The sequence below is a fragment of the Streptomyces sp. L2 genome (assembly GCF_004124325.1).
Lineage (GTDB): Bacteria > Actinomycetota > Actinomycetes > Streptomycetales > Streptomycetaceae > Streptomyces.
Map to the genome: position 1 here is coordinate 4,391,603 of NZ_QBDT01000001.1, position 19,258 is coordinate 4,410,860.

Here is a 19,258-nt window from a genome sequence, read left to right on the forward strand (position 1 = left end):
AAACGCTGACTCGCCCTCGGGACCGCCGCGAAACGCTGACTCGCCCTCGCGACCGCCGCGAAACCCTGGCTCGCCCTCGCGACGTCCGCGAAACGCTGACCCGCCCTCGCGACCGCCAGGAAACGCCGGCCCACGGCTGACCCGCGGCCGCCCTACCCCTTGCTGACCGCCGTGAGGATCTCCGGGAGCCGGGCCGCCGTACGGGGCGCGGCGAGGCGCAGGCCCGCCAGCGTGACCGCCGTGCCGTACACCGCGCCCACCGGCAGCAGCAGCCAGGTCCACGCGTCGCCGCCCGCGCTGACGTTGAGCGCGACGGCCAGGGCGATGACGGGGGCGCACAGCAGGGCGGCCGCGACCATGCCGCCGAAGATGGAGATCCACGCCAGCCCGGCCTGCCCGGCGGCCACGTTGCGGTGGCCCTCCTGCGGGATGGAGTACGGGAAGCGGGCCGAGGTCCACGCGCCGGTCGCCAGCATCGCCCCGAGCAGCGCGAAGGACAGCCCGAGCACCTCGGGCAGCCGCGCCCAGCCGCCGAGCAGCGCGGTCGTCACGACGGTGACGAGAGCGGCGTACGGCAGGGTGATCAGCAGCAACGCCAGGGCCCGGCCGCGCAGTTCGGCGTAGGCGTCCCGGGGTGAGGAGATCGTCAGGGCCACCATCCAGAAGGCGGAGGTGTCCTGTCCGAACTGGTTGTACATCTGGATGCCGAGCATGCCGGCCGCGAAGCACGCGAAGTACACCGACCCGGTGCCCTGCACCGCGTTGAACACGGGCACGATCAGCCCGATGGCCAGCGACGTCACCCACGCGGCCTTCGTCTTGGGGTCGCGCCAGATGTAGCGCAGGGCGCGTTCCATGACCGTGCCCGTGCGTCCGCCGGGCAGCAGACGGCCCAGCCCGGCGGAGGAGCGGTCCCGGGTGCCGGCGTCGGCAGCCTGCAGGGTGGAGCCGTCCGGCGCCGTCATCAGCCGGGTCAGACTGCGCGCCCACACGGCGATCAGCAGCGCCAACACGGCCAGCGACAGCAGCAGTTGCCCGGCCGCCACGCCGTACGCCCCCTCGCTCACCGACCACACCGCACCCACCGCCGACGCCGGCGGCAGCCAACGCACCACGTCCGCGGCCGGCCCCAGCTGCCCGAGCCCGGCCGAACCGAGCCGCTGGGCACCGAAGTTGACCAGCTGCGCCCCGACCGCGATCACCAGCCCGCTGAGCACCGCCAGATCGCGGCCCTTGCGGCTGGTCAGCAGCCGCACGTTCGCCGCGGCCACCGCCCGCGCCAGCGCCACGCACACCAGCAGCCCCAGGAGGACCGCGACCACCGTCACGGCGTACGCCGCCGCGCCGTGCGCCACCGACAGCGCGCACCCCGTCAGCAGCAGCACGGTGAACACCGGGCCGATGCCGACCAGGGAGGCCGCGAGCAGGGCCCGGACCAGCGGCCGGGGCCGCAGCGGCAGCATCACCAGCCGGGTCGGGTCCAGCGTCTCGTCGCCGGTCGGGAAGAACAGCGGCATGACCGCCCAGCCCGCCGCCAGCACGGCCGTGCCGAGGACGGCGACCGCGTCGGCGTGCGCGTGCCCGCGCAGCGCGATCAGGCCCAGCAGTTGCAGTGCGGCGACGAGGAGCGCGACGACCGCGGAGGCGACGAACGCGGCCCGCCGGCCCGTGGACTGCCGCAGCCCGTTCCTGAGCAGCGACAGCTTCAGCCGTATGAACGTGGAGGTCAGGTTGGTCATCGGGCAGCCCCGCCGCCCAGCCAGTCCAGGTCGGACCCGGCGTCCCGGCCCCGGGCGCCCACGAGTTCCAGGAACGCGGCCTGCAGTGTGGGATGCTCCCCGCGCACCTCGGCGAGCTCACCGGTCGCCCGGATCCGGCCCGCCGCCAGCACCGCCACCCAGTCGCACAGCGACTCGACCAGCTCCATCACGTGCGAGGAGAACACGACGGTGGCCCCGGAGGCGGTGTACCGCTCCAGCACGCCCCGGATGGTCTGCGCGGAGACGGGGTCGACGCCCTCGAACGGCTCGTCCAGGAAGAGGACCTCCGGGTTGTGCAGGAGAGCGGCCGCGAGCCCGATCTTCTTGCGCATGCCGGTGGAGTAGTCGACCACCAGCTTGTGCTGGGCGCCGGCCAGGTCGAGCACGTCCAGCAGCTGTGTGGCCCGCTTGTCGACCTCGTCACCGGGCAGTCCCCGCAGCCGCCCCGAGTACGCGAGCAGCTCCCGCCCCGACAGCCGCTCGAACAGCCTGAGCCCCTCGGGCAGCACCCCGATCCGCGCCTTGACGGCCACCGGATCCCGCCACACATCGTGCCCGACCACCTCGACCGATCCACCGTCCGGCCGCAACAACCCGGTCACCATGGACAGAGTCGTCGTCTTCCCCGCCCCATTGGGCCCCACCAGCCCGACGAACTTCCCAGCGGGCAGATCGAGATCAATCCCCCCAACGGCAACCTGCTCCCCGAACCGCTTCCACAACCCCCGCACCCGCACCGCAACATCGGTCATGCATGAAGGCTACGACCACACCGGCGCCCCGAAAGGGGCGCGGGGCTGTGCCTGATATGCGGCTTCGCCGCGTGGGCGCGAGCAACCACAACGCACCCGCACTCGCCAGTGCACCCAAGCCACGCACACGAACAGGCGACGGCTACCGATCCCTCCCGCACGCATACGCCAACGGCGAGATCAACTCCTCCGCATCCGGCAACCACCGATTCGCCGGAGTAGGCCGGCAGGCCCACTGCACGGCCCCCCGCGAAGCGAACCGCGTAGGAGGCGCGGCCACATACCCCCCCTCCCCCAACGGCACGAGATCCAGCGAAGCGACCGACCACCCCAGCTTCCGCACCAGCTCGGGCACCTTCACGGAAGCCCCCGGCAGCACGAAGAACTGCATCCGCCGGTCCGGCGTGAGCGTCACCGGCCCCAGCGTCAGCTCCATCCGCTCCATCCGGGCCAGCGCCAGGAACCCCGCGCTCTCCGGGACGGACAACGCGTCGAACGTCCGCCCCGTCGGCAGCAGGATCGACGCCGTGGGCTGCTTCTGCCACATGCGGCGGGCCACCGTCGCACTGCCGGTCGCCTGCGCGGCCCAGTCGGGGCGCGTGGGGTGCGCACCCGGCGCAGGACAGGTCGCGTCGCCGCAGGAGCAGTGCTGCACCCCGTCGACGGCTTCCAGCCAGGTGCCCGGGAACACGTCCCAGTGGCGCTCCTCGGCATAGCGCACGGCGGTTTCCAGCAGCGATTCGCCGCGCTGCTGCGGAATCTGAGCGGTTTCGGCGCCCGCGATCGTCTCTTCCACGCTCAACTCAACTCCCGCACCCACCTCCGGTTACGGTCCCGGCGCGCGCGGGGGAGGAGCATCGATCCCGCACCAGGGGCGCATGGGTGCACGGCCGGGGGCGCGCGGGGGGAAGCGGGCCCTGAGGTGGGTAGCCAGGGGTGGGGTCGGCGACAGCCTTTACCCCGGCAAACCGCATATGTCAGGCATTGACGCTATGTCAGCTGGGCAGTGATCTTCACGGCCGGAACCCTTCCGGCTGGATCTTTTCGCTCCAGGGGTTCGCAGGGGGTAGCACATGGCCGCAAGGCCTCTCGTGGCGAGGCAGCCCAACGAACGGCTGCAGGCGCTCATCCAGGAAGCGGGGTGCTCGAACGCCGGGCTGGCCCGGCGGGTCAACATGTGCGGGTCCGAGCACGGACTCGACCTGCGCTACGACAAGACGTCCGTGGCCCGCTGGCTGCGCGGCCAGCAGCCGCGGGGCCGGGCCCCCGCGATCATCGCGGAGGCGCTCGGGCGCAAGCTCGGCCGTACGGTCACGATCGACGAGATCGGCATGGCCAACGGCAAGAACCTAGCCTCGGGAGTGGGTCTCCAGTTCTCGCCGACGGTACTGGGGGCCATCGAGCAGGTCTGCGAGCTGTGGCGCAGCGACGTGGGGCGCCGGGACTTCCTGTCCGGCTCCTCCGTCGCCGCCTCCGCGCTGGTCGAACCCAGCCGCGACTGGCTGATCTCCGTGCCGGACGCCCAGGTGGCCCGGCAGGCGGGCCCGCGCGTGGGCCGCTCCGACGTGGCCGCCGTCCGCGCCATGACCCAGGCGCTCACCGGCCTCGACCACACCTACGGCAGCGGGCACGTCCGGCCCGTCGTCGTGCACTACCTCAACAGCGTCGTCTCCGGGCTGCTCGCGGGGTCGTACCGGGAGGCCGTCGGCCGGGAACTCTTCGCCGCCGTCGCCCGGTTGACCGAGCTGGCCGGCTACATGGCGGTGGACACCGGGCAACCGGGCCTGGCCCAGCGGTACTACATCCAGTCCCTGCGCCTCGCCCAGGCCGCCGGCGACCGTGGCTACGGCGGCTACGTCCTCGCCGCCTCCATGAGCCACCTCGCCGCCCAGCTCGGAAACCCGCGCGAGATCGCCCAGTTGGCGCGCGCGGCGCAGGAAGGGGCACGCGAGCGGGTCACCCCGCGCGTGGAGGCCATGTTCCACGCCGCCGAGGCCCGCGGGCACGCGCTGCTCGGCGACACCCGCGCCACCCAGGCCGCCTCCGGGCAGGCGCTGGCGGCGATGGAGCGGGCCGACGCGGCGAGCGGCGACGACCCGGTGTGGATCGCCCACTTCGACGAGGCCTACCTGGCCGACGAGTTGGCGCACTGCCACCGTGACCTGGGGCAGGCCGAGGCGGCGGCGCGGTGCGCCGAGCAGTCGCTGGCCGGACACCCCGAGTCCCGGGCCCGGCGCCGGGCGATCGGCTACGTGCTGCTCGCCACGGCCCAGGTGCAGCAGCGGGAGATCGAACAGGCCTGCTCCACCGGGATGAAGGCGGTCGAGCTGCTCGGCGGCCTGCGCTCCAACCGGGGCGCCGAGTACCTCGAAGACCTCCAGCAGCGCCTGGAGCCCTTCCGGGAGGAGGCGGTGGTACGGGAGTTCGGGGCACGGCTGGATCTTCAGCAGGCGGCCTGAACGACCACCCGAGGACCACCTCTGAAAGAGCCCCGCGGGCGCGAGATCGCGAAAGGTGCCGTAAACAGCGCATCGCGGGGCGGTTTTGTTACCGCGGTCACAGGGAAGAAGGTCGCGCCCAGTGCTGCGTGGCAACGGGCTCCGGGGACCCGGTAGCGTGAGCCGACGATTCCGAAGGTCCCCCATTCGTAGGAGTCCCGGTGACGCAGAGTGGACAGGGCGAGGAGCCCTCGGCGCGGCCCGCGCACGAAGGCATCGTGCTGCCCTCGGACGGAGGGGAGCCGTTGCTGCCGGGCATGTCCGCCGCGCCCGCGCCCGCTCCCGCCGCACCCGCCGGCGGGCAGGCCTGGGGCGGCCCCTGGGGCCCCGGGCAGCAGTCCCCGCAGCCCCAGCCGGGCCAGGGCTGGCCCCCGGCGGCCGCCCAGCAGTGGTCCCAGCCGGAACCCCCGCACACCACCGGCCCCGGCCCCCTGCCCCCCGAGGGCGCCCCGGCACCGCAGTACGACAGCCAGCCGTACGCCGGCGGCCGGCCGTACGGCGCCGCGGCCCCCGGCCACGAACTCCCGACCGGTACCGGCAACGGCACGGGCCCGCAGCCCTACGGCACCGGCGGCGACGCTCCCTCGTACGGTGCGCCCCAGCCGCAGCCCTCCTACGGCGCCCCCGACCCGTACCAGCAGCAGTACGCGCCCCACGGGCAGCACACGGGCGCGCAGGCCGCTCCGCTGCCGCAGGCCGCGCCCGGGATACCGGGGGCCCCGCCGGGCCCGGCCGGTGCCGGGAACGAGGCCGCGACCCAGTACCTCCCGCCCGTGCCACCCGTACAGACGGGCCCGGCGGGCCACGCCGCGGACGAGGGCGCGACCCAGTACCTGCCTCCGGTCCCCGCCGGTTTCGCGCCGATGCCGGCGCCCGGCGCCGGTGCCGGGCCCGCCGACGAGGGCGCCACCCAGTACATCCCCCCGGTCGCGCCGGGCGCGATGCCGCCCGCGTCCGCCGGGGACGTGAACGGCTACCCCGGCCAGGGCGTGCCGCCCCAGCACGGCGCGGGTCCGGCGCACCCGGACTCGCAGGCCACCCAGTACATCCCGCCGGTGGCCGGTGACCGGCAGCAGCCGCCGGCCGGGTTCGAGAACCTCTTCCGCAGCGAGCCGGGCGGTCCGGGACAGCCGGGTGGTCCGGGTCTCGGTGAGGGTCCGGCCGGGGCCACGCAGCAGCTGCCGGTGCAGCCCGCCGCCGGCTACCCGGGCGCCGGCCCGGCGCAGGTGCCGTACCGCCCGGTGAACGACGACGACGTCGACCAGGGCGGCCGCCGGGGCGGTCGTACCGGATCGCGGGTGCCGTTGATCGCGGCCATCGGCGTCGCCATCGCCGTGCTCGGCATCGGTGCCGGGGCGATGCTCAGCGGCGGCGGGGGCGACAAGCAGAGCGACGACAACAAGCCCGTCGCCGACTCCAGCCCGACCGCGGCCCAGAACTCGGCCTCGCCCGCCGCCGACCCCGGCAAGCAGCAGGCGATCGCCCTCGACAAGCTGCTCGCCGACAGCGGCAGCAGCCGGGCGTCGGTGATCAAGGCGGTGGCCGACGTGAAGGGGTGCGACAACCTGAGCCAGGCCTCCTCCGACCTGCGTGACGCGGCCAGGCAGCGCGGCGATCTGGTGACCCGGCTGGGCAAGCTGTCCGTGGACAAGCTGCCCGACCACGCGGCCCTGACCACCGCCCTGACCAAGGCCTGGCGGGCCTCCGCTGCCGCCGACAACCACTACGCGGCCTGGGCGCAGCAGGTCGGCGGCAAGAAGGGCTGCCACAAGGGGCACGCCCGTCCCACCGGCCAGACGCAGGCGGGCAACCGGGAGAGCGGTGTGGCCAGCGGGCAGAAGGTGAAGGCGTCCGCGCTGTGGAACACCATCGCGAAGAAGTACGGGCTGACCGAGCGGCAGCCGACCCAGCTCTGACGCGGGCGCGCCCGCGGGAGTAGGCCGGGGGTCAGCCCAGGTCGGCGCTGCGCAGGACCGCCGTCGTGTCGGTGGCCGTGTGGTCGTCGCGTGCGGCGACCAGGCGGCCGTCCCGGACCACCTGGAGGGTCACCTCGGCGTTGGCCAGGCGGGAGAGGCCGATCGTGGCGAGCCGGCCCTCGAAGGGCCAGCTCAGGGTGGGGGTGAGGCCGCCGGTGGAGACCTTCAGGCCGTCGTCCAGGGTGTGCCGCACGGCGGCGGCGGTCACGTCCCCCGAGCCGATCCGCTCCAGGACGGCCCGCAGCACGGTGTAGGCGATCCAGGTCGTCTGCACGCCCGCGTCGCCGGCGTCGACGCGGTTGTCGCCGAACGCCTCCTCGCTGATCACCTTCTTCATCGGGTCCCAGCGGGCGTCCGACGTCACCGGGTACCAGCCGGCGACGTACGCCCCCTCGTACGGCCCTGACGCCCCGCCCGTCGCGTTGATCACCGTCTGGTCGACGCTGCCGAGCACGGTCGCCGTCCGCACCGCGCGGGAACCCCGCCGCGGTCCGGCGGAGGCGTCGTCGCGGGAGGCGTCGTCGCGGGAGGCGTCGTCGCGGGCCCGCCGGAACGAGTCCATGAAGGTGTCGGTGTGGTCCCCGAGCGCGGGCACGACACAGCCGGCCTTCCCCAGCCCCGCGTCCGCGTCCGCGTGCCGCATCGCCCGCCGCGCCTGGCCGTCGTACTCGGTGGCGTCCTCGGCGGCGAGCTGGTCGGCCGCCGGGGCGTGCCCGCCCGCCTTCAGGCCGGCGTCGAGCAGCGGGGGCAGTTCGTCGCCCGCGATGCTGTCGGGACGGACCAGGGAGACCGGGCCGCAGGTGTCCGCGAGGGCCCGGCCAAGGCCCGCCAGCAGGGCGGGCTGACCGCCGTTGACGGGGTAGGAGTACATGTTGGTGAACTCGTCGTTGGTGACGCCGTAGCCGCCGAGGTAGGCGATGCCGGCGGACTCCAGCGGCGCCATGTAGGAGTCGGCGTACTGGCTGTACGACCCGACGACCGCGACCGCGCCCTCGCGCACCGCCCGCCGGGCACAGGCCGCCGCGCCCACGCTGTTGTCGTGGTCGTTGCAGGTCAGCACCCGCAGCCGATGTCCGGCGACGCCGCCGTGGGCGTTGACCCAGCGGGCGTAGGCGAGGGCGACGGCGGGCATGCCGGGCTTGTTGGTGGCGTCGGTGCCCTGCGGGGCCCAGGTCATGACGGTGACCGGGGCGCCGTCCCCGGAGCCCCCCGTGGCACCGAGGACGGTTCCGCACCCGGCGGTCAGCGACAGGCACGCTGCGAGCGCGCCCGCCGAGAGCGCGGCCCTGCGGACGCGCCGGGGAAGGGAGGGAAGGAACGTGCGCGTGCTGCGGGGGCGTCGCCTGCCGGTCATGGACACGGACGATCCCGCACCGGCTTCAACCCGGGGGTGACCGTGGGTCGACGCGAGGTGACAGCGAGGTGAATTACGGGGGCCGGTGCGGGCCTGGCGGTGCGGAACGTACGATCGATGACCGTGCAAGGTTCGGAGAACTCTTCCCGTCGTGGCCGTCGCTCCTCCACCATGGGCGGCATGCCTGTGAACGACATGCCGTGGTGGCGCTGGCGCAGCAACGTGCGCTCGGCGCTGCACATGCTCTCCGATCCGGCGTTCCAGCGGGACGTCTGGCTGGCCGGCGCCGACGGGTTCGGCGACGTCACCGACGCCGTGTACCGGCTGGTGGAGGACACCTGGCTGGACAACTGGTCCGCCGAGAAATACGTCGGCACGATCTTCCGGGACTCGCAGGAGGCGGCCCTCGTCGACACCGCCGTGCTGCGCGTGCTGCGGATCATGCACCAGGTCGGGCCGGACGCGCCGGTCGCCGCCTACCTCGAACACCAGGCGTGGCCCGAGGCGGTGCAGGCCGCCCGCGACGCCCATGTGCGGATGGCGGCGAGCGACGGGGAGGACCCGGACACGGCGCCGCGGAACCTGGAGGTCCTGCGGATCATGACGCGGTCCGCGTAGCCCGTCTGGAACGGCGGTTCGGGCGGGCGTCCGTCCTGCGGGACGGGCGGTCGTGGCCGTGGGCCCGTGTGGGACCCTGTGGTGCATGAACGAGCAGTCCACGTCAGCCGCGGCCGCCGCCGATCAGTACGTCCTCACCCTGTCCTGCCCGGACAAACAGGGCATCGTGCACGCCGTGTCGAGCTACCTGTTCATGACCGGCTGCAACATCGAGGACAGCCAGCAGTTCGGCGACCACGACACCGGTCTGTTCTTCATGCGGGTGCACTTCTCGGCGGAGGCGCCGGTGACCGTGGACAAGCTGCGGGCGAGCTTCGCGGCGATCGGTGACTCGTTCCACATGGACTGGCAGATCCACCGGGCCGACGAGCGGATGCGGATCGTCCTCATGGTCAGCAAGTTCGGGCACTGCCTGAACGACCTGCTGTTCCGGGCGCGGATCGGGGCGCTGCCGGTGGAGATCGCGGCGGTGGTGTCGAACCACACCGAGTTCGAGGAGCTGGTGGGGTCGTACAACGTGCCGTTCCACCACATCCCGGTGACGAGGGAGACCAAGGCGGACGCCGAGGCCCGGCTGCTGGAGATCGTCCGCGAGGAGCGGGTCGAACTGGTGGTGCTGGCGCGGTACATGCAGGTCCTCTCCGACGACCTGTGCAAGGCGCTGAGCGGGCGGATCATCAACATCCACCATTCGTTCCTGCCGAGCTTCAAGGGGGCGAAGCCGTATCACCAGGCGCATGCGCGGGGTGTGAAGCTGATCGGCGCCACCGCGCACTACGTCACCGCGGATCTCGACGAGGGGCCGATCATCGAGCAGGAGGTCGAGCGGGTGGGACACGACGTCACGCCGGACCAGCTGGTCGCGATCGGCCGTGACGTGGAGTGCCAGGCGCTGGCGCGCGCCGTGAAGTGGCACGCGGAGCGAAGGATTCTGCTCAACGGGCGCCGGACTGTGGTCTTCGCCTGAGGAGGCGGGACTTCCCGCCGCCGGCGACTGCGGGTGCGTGGTGGCTGGTCGCGCAGTTCCCCGCGCCCCTTACGGGGCGCTGTGCTTCCGCGGCGTTTTTGCCTGCGGGCGCCTGGTGGCTTGTCGCGCCCGCGCGGCGGAGCCGCACATCGATACAGTCCCGCGCCACTGGGGGGTTGTCGTGCCGTGGGCTGCCTGGCGCCCCCAGGCGACCGCGCGTGTCGTCCCACCCAGCCGCGGGCATGCGTGCCGCCAGGGGCGGCACGGGTGGGCGCGGCGGCACCTTGGCAGCGCCTGGAAGTTGAATGTGCCCCCGGCCCACTGTGGCAGCGGTGCGTTACATGCGGCTCAGCGCTGCCGCCGCGCAGAGCACGTCCCTGATGGCTGTGGCGTCGCCGTCCTGGCCGGCCGCGGCGTCGTCAGGCGGGATTCGGCCCGCGGCCAGGCGGCAGAACTCGATGTCGTCCAGGGCGACATGGGCCACGGTGACCTCGGCGGAGCCGGCCGCGGCGGGGGAGTCGAGGGGGATCAGCCACTCCCCGCCGCCCGCGCCCTCGATCTCCAGCCGCAGGCTCCGCCCCGGACGCCCCGCGGACACGAGGTGTGGGGCCGCCCCGGGCGCGGACAGTCCTGCCCGGCGCCGCTCGGCGAGCGCGGCCGGCAGCATGCGGGCGGCCAGGTCGATCATCCGGTGCAGGTGCGCCGGCGCGGGCGCCTCGTAGGGATAGTCCACCGCCTCCGCGATGTCCTCCGCGTGCACCCAGCACTCGAAGGCCCGGTCGACCATCGCGTCGTACAGCGGCAGCTCGAACTCGCCGTACGGCACCGTCAGTCCGCCGGCTCCGCTGCCGGTGAACGACACGGTCCGTACGAGGCCGTGGCTCTGCTCCCGCCAGGGTGCCCGCACCGAGGCGGTCGGCGGGAAGCGGGACCCCTCCCAGAACGCCTCGGTCCGCGCGGCCGGTCCCGCCTTCTCCGCCGCTCCGGCGACCTCCGTCAGCGGGTCGTCAAGTCCCAGCGCGACCGCGACCAGTCCGTCCACGGACAGCAGGTGGGCGATCACCCCGGCCACGGTGGTACGGCGGCTCGTCGCGGCCCCGCCCTCGAACCACCGCAACCGCACCGGCGCGTGCCACTCCGCGTCCCCGAAGTCCTGCAGCAGCGCGTCCAGTCGGGCGGTCTCGGCGTCGTACGGCGCCGCCCACTCGGGCACGGGGACGTGCGGCGGCCGGCGGTCCAGGCAGCTCTCCAGGACCCGGGCCCGCAGGGAGGGGTCCAGATCGAGGCTCTCGGGCCCGCGCAGCAGGCCCACCGCCTCCCGCAGCCGCAGCGCCTCCTCCGCGCAGGCCCCGCAGTCGCCCAGGTGGTCCTCCACGGCCGCCGTCTCCGCCGCCGAGCAGGCGGCCAGCGCCCAGGCGCCCAGCAGCGATTTCAGGACATCGTGCGAGAGGTCGAGCGGCACGGGCACCAGGTCTCCCGGGTCGGGCAGCGGCAGCCCACCGTCCTCGACGGAGGCCCGGGGCGTGGGTATGCGGGGCGGCCGGGGCGGCTCGCCGCCACCGGGCACGTGCGGTACGCCGCCCGAAGCGCCCCCATTTCCCCCGATTTCGCCGATGTCACCCGTTTCCTCCGAGAAGTCCCGTTCGGCGCCCGTGTTCTCGCTCACGCCGTACCCCCGTACCCCGGCGGTGTCCCGGTGTCGTGGGCGGTGGACAGGAGTTGCAGGCCGAGGCGGAGCCGGCGGCGGGCCTCCTCCTCGGTGACGCCGAGGTCGGCGGCGGTCTGGCGGTAGTCGCGCCGCTGGACGTACGCCAGTTCCAACGCGGCCCGCAGCGGGGCCGGCATGGAGTGGACGATGTAGTCGGCGCGGGCGGCGACCGAAGCGCGGCGCACGGTGCTCTCCAGTTCCTCAGCGTCGGCGTGCCCCGGCGGCAGTGCGGCGGTCGCGGTGGCCCGCAGCCGCTGTACGGCGAGCCGGTGGGTCACCGCGGCCACCCAGGAGCGCAGCGGGCCGTGCTTGGGGTCGTAGGTGTCGGGGTGTTCCCAGACGTGCGCGAAGACCTCGCGGGTGACGCCGTCGGCCGCCTGCTCGTCGTCGAGGACGCGGTGGGCGAGGCTGTGCACGAGCGAGGCGAACCGGTCGTACAGCTCGCCGAGGGCGGCCGCCTCGCCGCGCGCGAGCCGCTGCTGCATCTTGCGGTCCCAGCGGGGTGGTGCGTCCTTCGCCGGCATGTGACCCTCCCCTCGTCCTGTCCAGCCTGTCGGCACCGTCACCCCGAATGTAGTCGGCACGTCTGACAGTGCACGCCCCCATGTGTCAGTGTGCGCCCCCCGAAGCGCCGCAGGTGATAGTGCCCCCTCCACACAACCTTCACACAACAGGTGCGAACTTGCTGTGCATCTCTGATCGAACAGGATCGGTAGTGACCGAAACAAGACCCATGTCGATCGTCAACGGTTTGTCCTCCGGGGTTTCAGGGAACGGCCGCTGGGCAGCCGCGCGAAAAGAAGCGTAGGAACTGCTTCCGTTTCCGGACGGTTCCGGTTCCCGAGATCCGGCGAGCGGAGGGGCATGGCCGTGGCATTCAACGTGACCGGCGTCGACGGGGGCGAGTGGGCCGTGCTCCGGGTGTCGGGGGAACTGGACCTGATGACCTCGCCGGTGCTGCGCCAGCACGTGCACGACGTGGTCGCCGAGGGGCACCACCAACTCGTCGTGGACCTGTCCGACGTGTTCTTCTGCGACTCCAGCGGCGTCGGCGTGCTCATCGCCGCCCGCCGCCTCATCCGCTCCTGCCAGGGCCGGCTGCGGCTGATCCTGCCCGACCGGGGCGCGGACGACGGCTCGCACGTGAACCGGGTCCTCGGCGCGCTCGGCGTGCGTCGGCTGTTCGACGTCCACCCCGACATCGACTCCGCCACCGCCGACGAGATCGACCCCCTTTCGGCCTGATCCGCCCTGGACGTCAGCTGATCACCTCCACCCCGTCGCCGCGGCCCCGGCGGCGAGGTGGAGGCGTTCGTCACGGCCGGGGACCCGGTCCGGCTCGGCGGCCGGCTCGCCCTCGGAGCGGCCTACCCAGTCCACCTGGCCAGGGGCTCGCGTACAGCGCCTCCCGAAGGTGAGCCGGCCGGCCACGGGCCCCGTGGGCTCACCTCGTGAAGGTGAAGTACTTCCAAGCGCCGTGCGTCGTGGAGTTCACGTAGTCGCCGGACGAGTTGTTGACGTACGACGAGCGGACCCGGAAGCGCCAGCCGACGTCCTGGCCGTGGTCGCCGTTGATGCGGACCTTCGAGACCCCGTTTGAACCGAGCCTGAAGTAGGCGGAGTTGCCCGCGTACCAGTGGCCCTTGTAGTACACCTCCAGCTCCAGCCTCTGCGACCGGCCGAAGTAGTACGCCATCTTCGTCGTGATCAGCGGGTCCTTGGTCTTGTGGAAGAAGTAGTACCGGTGGCCCCACGTGGATCGGGCCTTGTAGTGGCCGCTGACCGAGGTGGATACGCTGACCCGGGCGCCGGCGGTGCTGGAGACCGACGCCGGCTTGTAGCGGGAGTCGCCCGCGAACTTGGCGGTGACCTTGGTGTCCCGCTTCATGTCCAGGGTGACCGACAGGTCGCCGTGGGAGTTGACCTTCCCGGTCTTCACACGCTTCTTCGGCTTGTCGGATCCGTAGGGGTCGGCCCAGATCTCCACCGTACGGTTCTTGTACGTCTTGCCCAGGTGGGCCGTGAACCTCACGTCCTTCCCGTAGGAGTAGACCTTGCCGTTGTTGCTCACCGACAGCTTCACCTTGGCGCGGGAGACGTCGACGGAGTCGGCGGCCTTCGCGGAGGTGTGGGCGGCGTCGCCCCCATACGTCACCGTGTACCGGACCTTGCCGCCGGCCGGCGGGGTGTCGGTGAAACTGAACGAGCCGCCACCGCCCAGGTGCTTGGTACCGAGGGACTTGCCCTTCGGGGACTCCATGTCGGTGCGGGTCACCTTCAGCGGGGTTCCCGCGGGCAGGGCCAGCCCGGAGGTGAGCTTGCCGGTGACCTTGAGGGACTTGGCGCGGGTGGCCTTCGCCGGCCCGTTGACCGTGAGGGTAGTGATGTACTTGCGGGGCTCGTCGACGCGGTGCAGGTCCATGGAGTCGCCGTAGCCGGTCTGCACGTAGAGCCGACTGCCGTCCGCGGACCAGCTCATCGCGTGCGCGCCGCCGCTCGGCATCCATTCGTGGGAGATGTTGCGGACGCTGGGCTTGCCGGGGCCGCCCGTGAAGACGTACGTGTCACCCATGTCGTCGGTGTCGAGGACGGTGGCCGCGACGGTGCCGTCCGGGGCGATGCTGACCGTCTCCGGCTGGTCCTTGACCGGGTAGGTGCGCACCTCGGTCAGGTCGGAGAGGCGGTATTCGGTGAGGGCGCGGTTGCCGGGGCCGGCGACGACGACGTTCTGCCCGTCGGGCGTGAGAGCCGCGTCCTGATAGAAGCCGCCCTTGTCAGCGCTGACCCGGATCGCCGGGGTGCCGGAGGACACGTCGTACACGATGATCGGGCCGGAGCTGATGCCCGCGTCCAGCGCGAGCAGCGTGCCCGGGTTGGCGGGATCCGCGTACAGCCTGGGCGGACTGGCGAAGTCGTGGTCCCCGGCCAGGTCCAGGGTGACCTTCGGGGCCTCGCCGGTCAGGTCGACCACACCGAGGCCCGAGTCCCACTGGTCGCCGTACCCGAACCAGATCCTGCCGTCGGCGTAGGCGAGGCGGGAGGGGGCGGTGCCGGCGCCGGTCGGGTACTCGGCGGTCTGCTTGAGATGCGCGGCGTCGAAGGCGACGATCTTGTCGGCGCCGGTGACCGCCGCGTACAGGGTGCTGCCGTCCGGGCTCAGCTCCAGGTCGCCGACCTGCGGCAGGCCGGTGAGGGTGGCGACCGTCCGGCCCGCGGCGTCGGTGACGACGATCTGGCCGTTGTAGCTGTCGGCCAGGAAGACGTGGGCGCCGTCCACCACGGTGTCGCCGGCGGCCCGCAGCGCGATCGGCCGGTCGACGTCGGCGTACGACGGCGCGGCGAGCGCCATCGAGCCGATGAGAGCGGCCAGTGCCGTGGCCGCGGGAATGCTGCGCATACGCACGCTGATTCGAACCCCCCGGAACGAATGAAACGAAATGAAACGAAAGGCAAAAGGAAATGCGGGAGCCACCGGGCACGGCATCGTGGGACCACCTGTGCAGGATTGGTGAACCTCGTGTGCCCCGTGTGGCGAGTGCACACAGCGTAGGTCATGTCACTGACAACAGGGTCATGACTTTCGCGTGCACCGGCGTGGGCCGGCGGTCGGCATCAGCGGCCGTGCCGCGTCACTGGCCTGAAAGCAGTTCCCTGAGGCGGTACTTGAGGACCTTGCGCAGGGTGTCGTTGCGGGGGAGTTCAGGCAGGACTTCGACGCGTTCGGGGAGCTTGTGTACCGAAAGGCCCAGCGAGCGCAGGTGGGCGACGATGCCCGGGAGCGTCAACTCCGCGGTGCCCGGACGCTGTTCCACCACCGCGCAGACCAGTTCCCCGCGTTCGGCGTCCGGCAGGCCGATCACCGCCGCGTCGGCCACCGACGGGTGCGTGGCGAGGAGGTCCTCGATCTCCTTCGCCGAGATGTTCTCGCCCTTGCGGATGATCACGTCCTTGCGGCGCCCGGTGAGCACCAGGTGCCCCGAGGCGGTCAGGTGGCCCAGGTCGCCGGTGCGCAGGAAGCCCTGCTCGTCGAAGGCGGCCGCCGACTGGCCGGGGTCGAGGTAGCCCCGGCAGACGGCCTCCCCCCGCAGCCGGACCTCGCCGTCGACGATCCGTATCTCCATGCCCTCGGGGGGCCGGCCCTCGGTGGCCGCCAGGTTCGCGGGGGTGTCCTCCGGGTCGCCCATGGTGATCATCGGGACCTCGGTCATGCCGTAGCCGTGGGTGAGCTGGACGCCCATCTCGCGGACGACAGCGTGGTACAGCTCGGGCGGCTTGGGGGCGCCGCCGCCGGCCAGCAGCCGTAGCGTCGGGACGACCTTGGCGCCCGGCTGCTTGCGCTGCTCGGTGAGGAACATCGAGTAGAACGCCGTGGAGCCGCCGGCCACCGTCACGCCGTGCCGCCGGTAGCCGTCGAGCGCGCCGGGCAGGGCGAAGTGCTCGAACAGGGCGGCCGGGAAGCCGTAGAGGAGCAGCATCACCGTGTAGTCGAGGCCGCCTATGTGGGCGTACGGGAACGCGATCGAGCCCACGTCGTCGGCCGTCAGGCGCAGCGCGTGCGCGAGGCAGGAGCCGCCCGCGATCAGTGAACGGTCGGTGTGCAGGACGCCCTTGGGGTCGGATGTGGTGCCCGAGGTCCAGTAGATCCAGCGGACCGGGGTGCCGTCGGCGGGCGGGGCGGGCAGGACGGCGGGGTCGCCGTCCGGGAGGTCGTCGTACGCCTCGAACACCCCGCGCGCGCCGAGCCGGCGGGCCATCTCCGTGTGGTCGTGGCCGCGCCAGACGCCCGGTACGGCGAAGTACTCCGCCTTGGCCTCGCGCAGCGCGAAGCCGACCTCGCGGTCCCGGTAGAAGGGGATGACGGGGGACTGTACGGCGCCCAGGCGGGCCAGCGCGAAGGACAGCAGGACCGTCTCGACGCGGGTGGGCAGCTGCCAGGCGACGACCGTGCCGGGGCGCACGCCCATGCCGTACAGGCCGGCCGCGACCCGCTCGGACCGGTCGCGCAGCTCCCCGAAGGTGAGCGTGCGGTCGTCCTGGAGGAGGACCGGGCGGTCGGGGGTGAGGCGGGCGCGGCGGGCGACCAGGTCCCACAGGGTGGGTGCGGAACCCAGGGAGTGCGGGGTCTCGTTCACGGGTGCCCCCTGCGTGGCTGACGACTGCTTGGCTGACGACTCGTCAGGTGCCATGCTATCTGACGGACCATCAGATGAGCAGGGTCCGGTCGCCACCCGAACCGGACACCTGCCGCGCCTGTCCGGCGGAGGGGACCCATGGCTACCGAACTGCCCCGCATCATCAGCGTCGACGATCACGTCATCGAGCCCGCCCACCTCTTCGACACCTGGCTGCCGGCCCGGTACCGGGACCGCGGGCCCCGCCCGCTGACCGCCGGGATCGGCGAACTCGCCTACGTCGGCGGGAAGTACCAGATCACCATGGACCCGGACGGCCCGCCGACGGACTGGTGGCTCTACGAGGACCTCAGGTTCCCGTACAAGCGCAACATCGCCGCCGTCGGCTTCGACCGGGACGAGATGACCCTGGAGGGCATCACCCGCGACCAGATGCGGCCCGGCTGCTGGGACCCCGCCGAGCGGCTCAAGGACATGGACCTCAACCACGTCGAGGCCAGCCTCTGCTTCCCCACCTTCCCGCGCTTCTGCGGCCAGACCTTCGCCGAGGCCCACGACAAGGAGGTCGCGCTCGCCTGCGTGCGCGCCTACAACGACTGGATGGTCGAGGAGTGGTGCGGCGACAGCGGCGGCCGGCTGATCCCGCTCTGCCTCATCCCGCTCTGGGACGTGGACCTGGCCGTCGCCGAGATCCGGCGCAACGCCGCGCGCGGGGTACGGGCGGTCACCTTCTCCGAGATCCCCACCCACCTCGGGCTGCCGTCCATCCACTCCGGGTACTGGGACCCGTTCTTCGCGGCCTGCGAGGAGACCGGAACCGTCGTCAACATGCACATCGGCAGCAGCTCGCAGATGCCCGCCGCCTCCCCGGACGCCCCGCCCGCCGTCCAGGCCTCGCTGAGCTTCAACAACGCCATGGCCTCCATGATGGACTTCCTGTTCAGCGGCGTCCTGGTGAAGTTCCCGGCGCTCAAGCTCGCCTACTCCGAAGGCCAGATGGGCTGGATCCCGTACGCGCTGGAACGCGCCGACGACGTCTGGCGGGAACACCGCGCCTGGGGCGGCGTCCGGGACCTGATCCCGGAACCGCCGTCGACGTACTACTACCGGCAGATCTTCTGCTGCTTCTTCCGCGACAAACACGGCGTCGCCTCGCTCGACGTCGTCGGCCGGGACAACGCCACCTTCGAGACCGACTACCCGCACGTCGACTCGACCTTCCCGCACACCAAGGACGTCGCCCTCGACCACGTGAAGGGCCTCGACGACGAGACGGTCCACAAGCTCATGCGGGGCAACGCCATCCGCATGCTGGACCTGGATCTCGACCGGGACCTCGACCGGGGCCTCGACACCTGATGGACCTCTCGTACACGCCGGCGGAAGAGGAGTTCCGGGCCCGGCTCGCCAAGTGGCTCGGCACGACGCTGCCCACCCTGCCGCCGAAGCCGTCTCCCGACGACTGGCCCGCGCGCAGGGCGTACGACACCGGCTGGCAGCGCATGCTGTACGACGCCGGGTACGGCGAGGTCCACTGGGACGCCTCCCCGACCCTGCGCCTCATCTTCCTGGAGGAGACCGAGAAGGCCGGCGCGCCCTACGTGGGCGCCAACTTCGTCGGCCTGCTGCACGCCGGACCCACCATCGCCGCCGAGGGCACCCCCGGCCAGCGGGAGCGCTGGCTGGGCCCGATCCTGCGCGGGGACGAGGTGTGGTGCCAGGGGTTCAGCGAACCCGGCGCCGGCTCCGACCTGGCCGCGCTGCGCACGCGCGCGTGGCGCGACGGCGACCACTACGTGGTCAGCGGGTCCAAGATCTGGACCTCGCACGCCGAGGTCGCCGACTGGTGCGAACTGCTGGTCCGCACCGACCCCGACGCCCCCAAGCACCGGGGCATCACCTGGCTCGCGATGCCCATGGACGCCGACGGCATCACCGTACGGCCCCTGCGCACGCTCGCCGGGTCCGCCGAGTTCGCCGAGGTGTTCCTGGACGAGGTGCGGGTGCCGGTCGCCAACCGGGTCGGCGCGGAGAACGACGGCTGGCGCGTCACCATGGTGACGCTGTCGTTCGAACGCGGCACCGCCTTCGTCGGCGAGGTCGTCGCCTGCCGCCGGGTGCTGGCCGAACTCGCCCGCACGGCACGCGACAACGGCCGCTGGGACGACCCCGGGCTGCGCCGCCGGCTCGGCCGCCTCAACGCCGAGTTCCGGGCGCTGTGGCGGCTCACCCAGTGGAACGTGAGCGAGGCCGAGGCGAGCGGCTCGGTGCCCGGAGTCGGCGGTTCGGTCTTCAAACTGAGGTACTCGCACGCCCGCCAGGAGCTGTACGACACCGCCGCCGACGTCCTCGGCACCGGCTGCCTGGACCTGGACCGCCCCTGGGTCGCCGACCGGCTCTCCTCGCTGTCGTACACCATCGCCGCGGGCACCTCGCAGATCCAGCGCAACATCGTCGCCGAGCGCATCCTCGGCCTGCCCAAGGGGCGGTGAC

General features: G+C 72.6%; 15 protein-coding genes. 7 read left to right on the forward strand and 8 right to left on the reverse strand.

The annotated features are described in order from the left end of the window. Nucleotides 1–152 precede the first annotated feature (152 nt). The 3 genes from DBP14_RS19605 to DBP14_RS19615 form a co-directional block, all read right to left on the reverse strand. Complete coding sequence (locus tag DBP14_RS19605; protein WP_129308465.1) at nucleotides 153–1,739, reverse strand: transporter; 1,587 nt, start codon at nucleotides 1,737–1,739, stop codon at nucleotides 153–155. Next, nucleotides 1,736–2,512, reverse strand: coding sequence for an ABC transporter ATP-binding protein (locus DBP14_RS19610; protein ID WP_129308466.1), 777 nt, complete (start codon nucleotides 2,510–2,512; stop codon nucleotides 1,736–1,738). The genes DBP14_RS19605 and DBP14_RS19610 overlap by 4 nt, the downstream gene beginning before the upstream one ends. A 142-nt stretch (nucleotides 2,513–2,654) precedes the next feature. Beyond that, nucleotides 2,655–3,308 carry a bifunctional DNA primase/polymerase gene (locus DBP14_RS19615; RefSeq protein WP_129308467.1) on the reverse strand — a complete coding sequence of 218 codons (654 nt, stop codon included), beginning with the start codon at nucleotides 3,306–3,308 and terminating at the stop codon, nucleotides 2,655–2,657. Nucleotides 3,309–3,585: 277 nt separating this feature from the next. On the opposite strand from DBP14_RS19615, the gene DBP14_RS19620 reads away from it, so the two are divergent. Together DBP14_RS19620 and DBP14_RS19625 are read left to right on the forward strand one after the other, a co-directional pair. Further along, nucleotides 3,586–4,971 (forward strand): transcriptional regulator, encoded by a 1,386-nt coding sequence (locus DBP14_RS19620; protein ID WP_129308468.1) that lies wholly within the window; start codon nucleotides 3,586–3,588, stop codon nucleotides 4,969–4,971. 200 nt (nucleotides 4,972–5,171) lie between these two features. Then, nucleotides 5,172–6,926, forward strand: a complete 1,755-nt coding sequence (locus DBP14_RS19625) for a hypothetical protein (RefSeq protein ID WP_129308469.1) — start codon at nucleotides 5,172–5,174, stop codon at nucleotides 6,924–6,926. Nucleotides 6,927–6,957: 31 nt separating this feature from the next. Here DBP14_RS19625 and DBP14_RS19630 read toward each other — a convergent pair whose 3' ends face one another. Continuing rightward, nucleotides 6,958–8,340: an ABC transporter substrate-binding protein gene (locus DBP14_RS19630; protein ID WP_129308470.1), complete on the reverse strand. Its 1,383-nt coding sequence runs from the start codon at nucleotides 8,338–8,340 to the stop codon at nucleotides 6,958–6,960. Nucleotides 8,341–8,457: 117 nt separating this feature from the next. On the opposite strand from DBP14_RS19630, the gene DBP14_RS19640 reads away from it, so the two are divergent. Together DBP14_RS19640 and purU are read left to right on the forward strand one after the other, a co-directional pair. After that, complete coding sequence (locus tag DBP14_RS19640; protein ID WP_129308472.1) at nucleotides 8,458–8,958, forward strand: hypothetical protein; 501 nt, start codon at nucleotides 8,458–8,460, stop codon at nucleotides 8,956–8,958. 85 nt (nucleotides 8,959–9,043) lie between these two features. Continuing rightward, the gene (gene purU, locus DBP14_RS19645) at nucleotides 9,044–9,925 is read left to right on the forward strand and encodes a formyltetrahydrofolate deformylase (protein WP_129308473.1); all 882 of its coding nucleotides are present in this window, start codon (nucleotides 9,044–9,046) and stop codon (nucleotides 9,923–9,925) included. Nucleotides 9,926–10,262: 337 nt separating this feature from the next. Here purU and DBP14_RS19650 read toward each other — a convergent pair whose 3' ends face one another. Both DBP14_RS19650 and DBP14_RS19655 read right to left on the reverse strand, forming a co-directional pair. Beyond that, nucleotides 10,263–11,591, reverse strand: coding sequence for a maleylpyruvate isomerase N-terminal domain-containing protein (locus DBP14_RS19650; protein WP_206739305.1), 1,329 nt, complete (start codon nucleotides 11,589–11,591; stop codon nucleotides 10,263–10,265). After that, on the reverse strand, nucleotides 11,588–12,157 hold the full coding sequence (locus tag DBP14_RS19655; protein ID WP_129308474.1) for a sigma-70 family RNA polymerase sigma factor: 570 nt from the start codon (nucleotides 12,155–12,157) through the stop codon (nucleotides 11,588–11,590). Before DBP14_RS19655 ends, DBP14_RS19650 begins: the two co-directional genes overlap by 4 nt. A 340-nt stretch (nucleotides 12,158–12,497) precedes the next feature. Between DBP14_RS19655 and DBP14_RS19660 the strand changes: the two genes are divergently transcribed. Next, a complete protein-coding gene (locus DBP14_RS19660; RefSeq protein ID WP_129308475.1) occupies nucleotides 12,498–12,878 on the forward strand; it encodes an STAS domain-containing protein in 381 nt (126 codons plus the stop codon). A 199-nt stretch (nucleotides 12,879–13,077) separates the two neighbouring features. Here DBP14_RS19660 and DBP14_RS19665 read toward each other — a convergent pair whose 3' ends face one another. Then, the gene (locus DBP14_RS19665; protein ID WP_241740977.1) at nucleotides 13,078–15,030 is read right to left on the reverse strand and encodes an Ig-like domain repeat protein; all 1,953 of its coding nucleotides are present in this window, start codon (nucleotides 15,028–15,030) and stop codon (nucleotides 13,078–13,080) included. A 232-nt stretch (nucleotides 15,031–15,262) separates the two neighbouring features. Then, on the reverse strand, nucleotides 15,263–16,765 hold the full coding sequence (locus DBP14_RS19670) for an AMP-binding protein (RefSeq protein ID WP_129308477.1): 1,503 nt from the start codon (nucleotides 16,763–16,765) through the stop codon (nucleotides 15,263–15,265). A 138-nt stretch (nucleotides 16,766–16,903) separates the two neighbouring features. Between DBP14_RS19670 and DBP14_RS19675 the strand changes: the two genes are divergently transcribed. Next, nucleotides 16,904–18,124: an amidohydrolase family protein gene (locus DBP14_RS19675; RefSeq protein WP_129308478.1), complete on the forward strand. Its 1,221-nt coding sequence runs from the start codon at nucleotides 16,904–16,906 to the stop codon at nucleotides 18,122–18,124. Beyond that, nucleotides 18,124–19,257, forward strand: coding sequence for an acyl-CoA dehydrogenase family protein (locus DBP14_RS19680; protein ID WP_129308479.1), 1,134 nt, complete (start codon nucleotides 18,124–18,126; stop codon nucleotides 19,255–19,257). Before DBP14_RS19675 ends, DBP14_RS19680 begins: the two co-directional genes overlap by 1 nt. The last annotated feature ends 1 nt before the right edge of the window (nucleotide 19,258 follow it).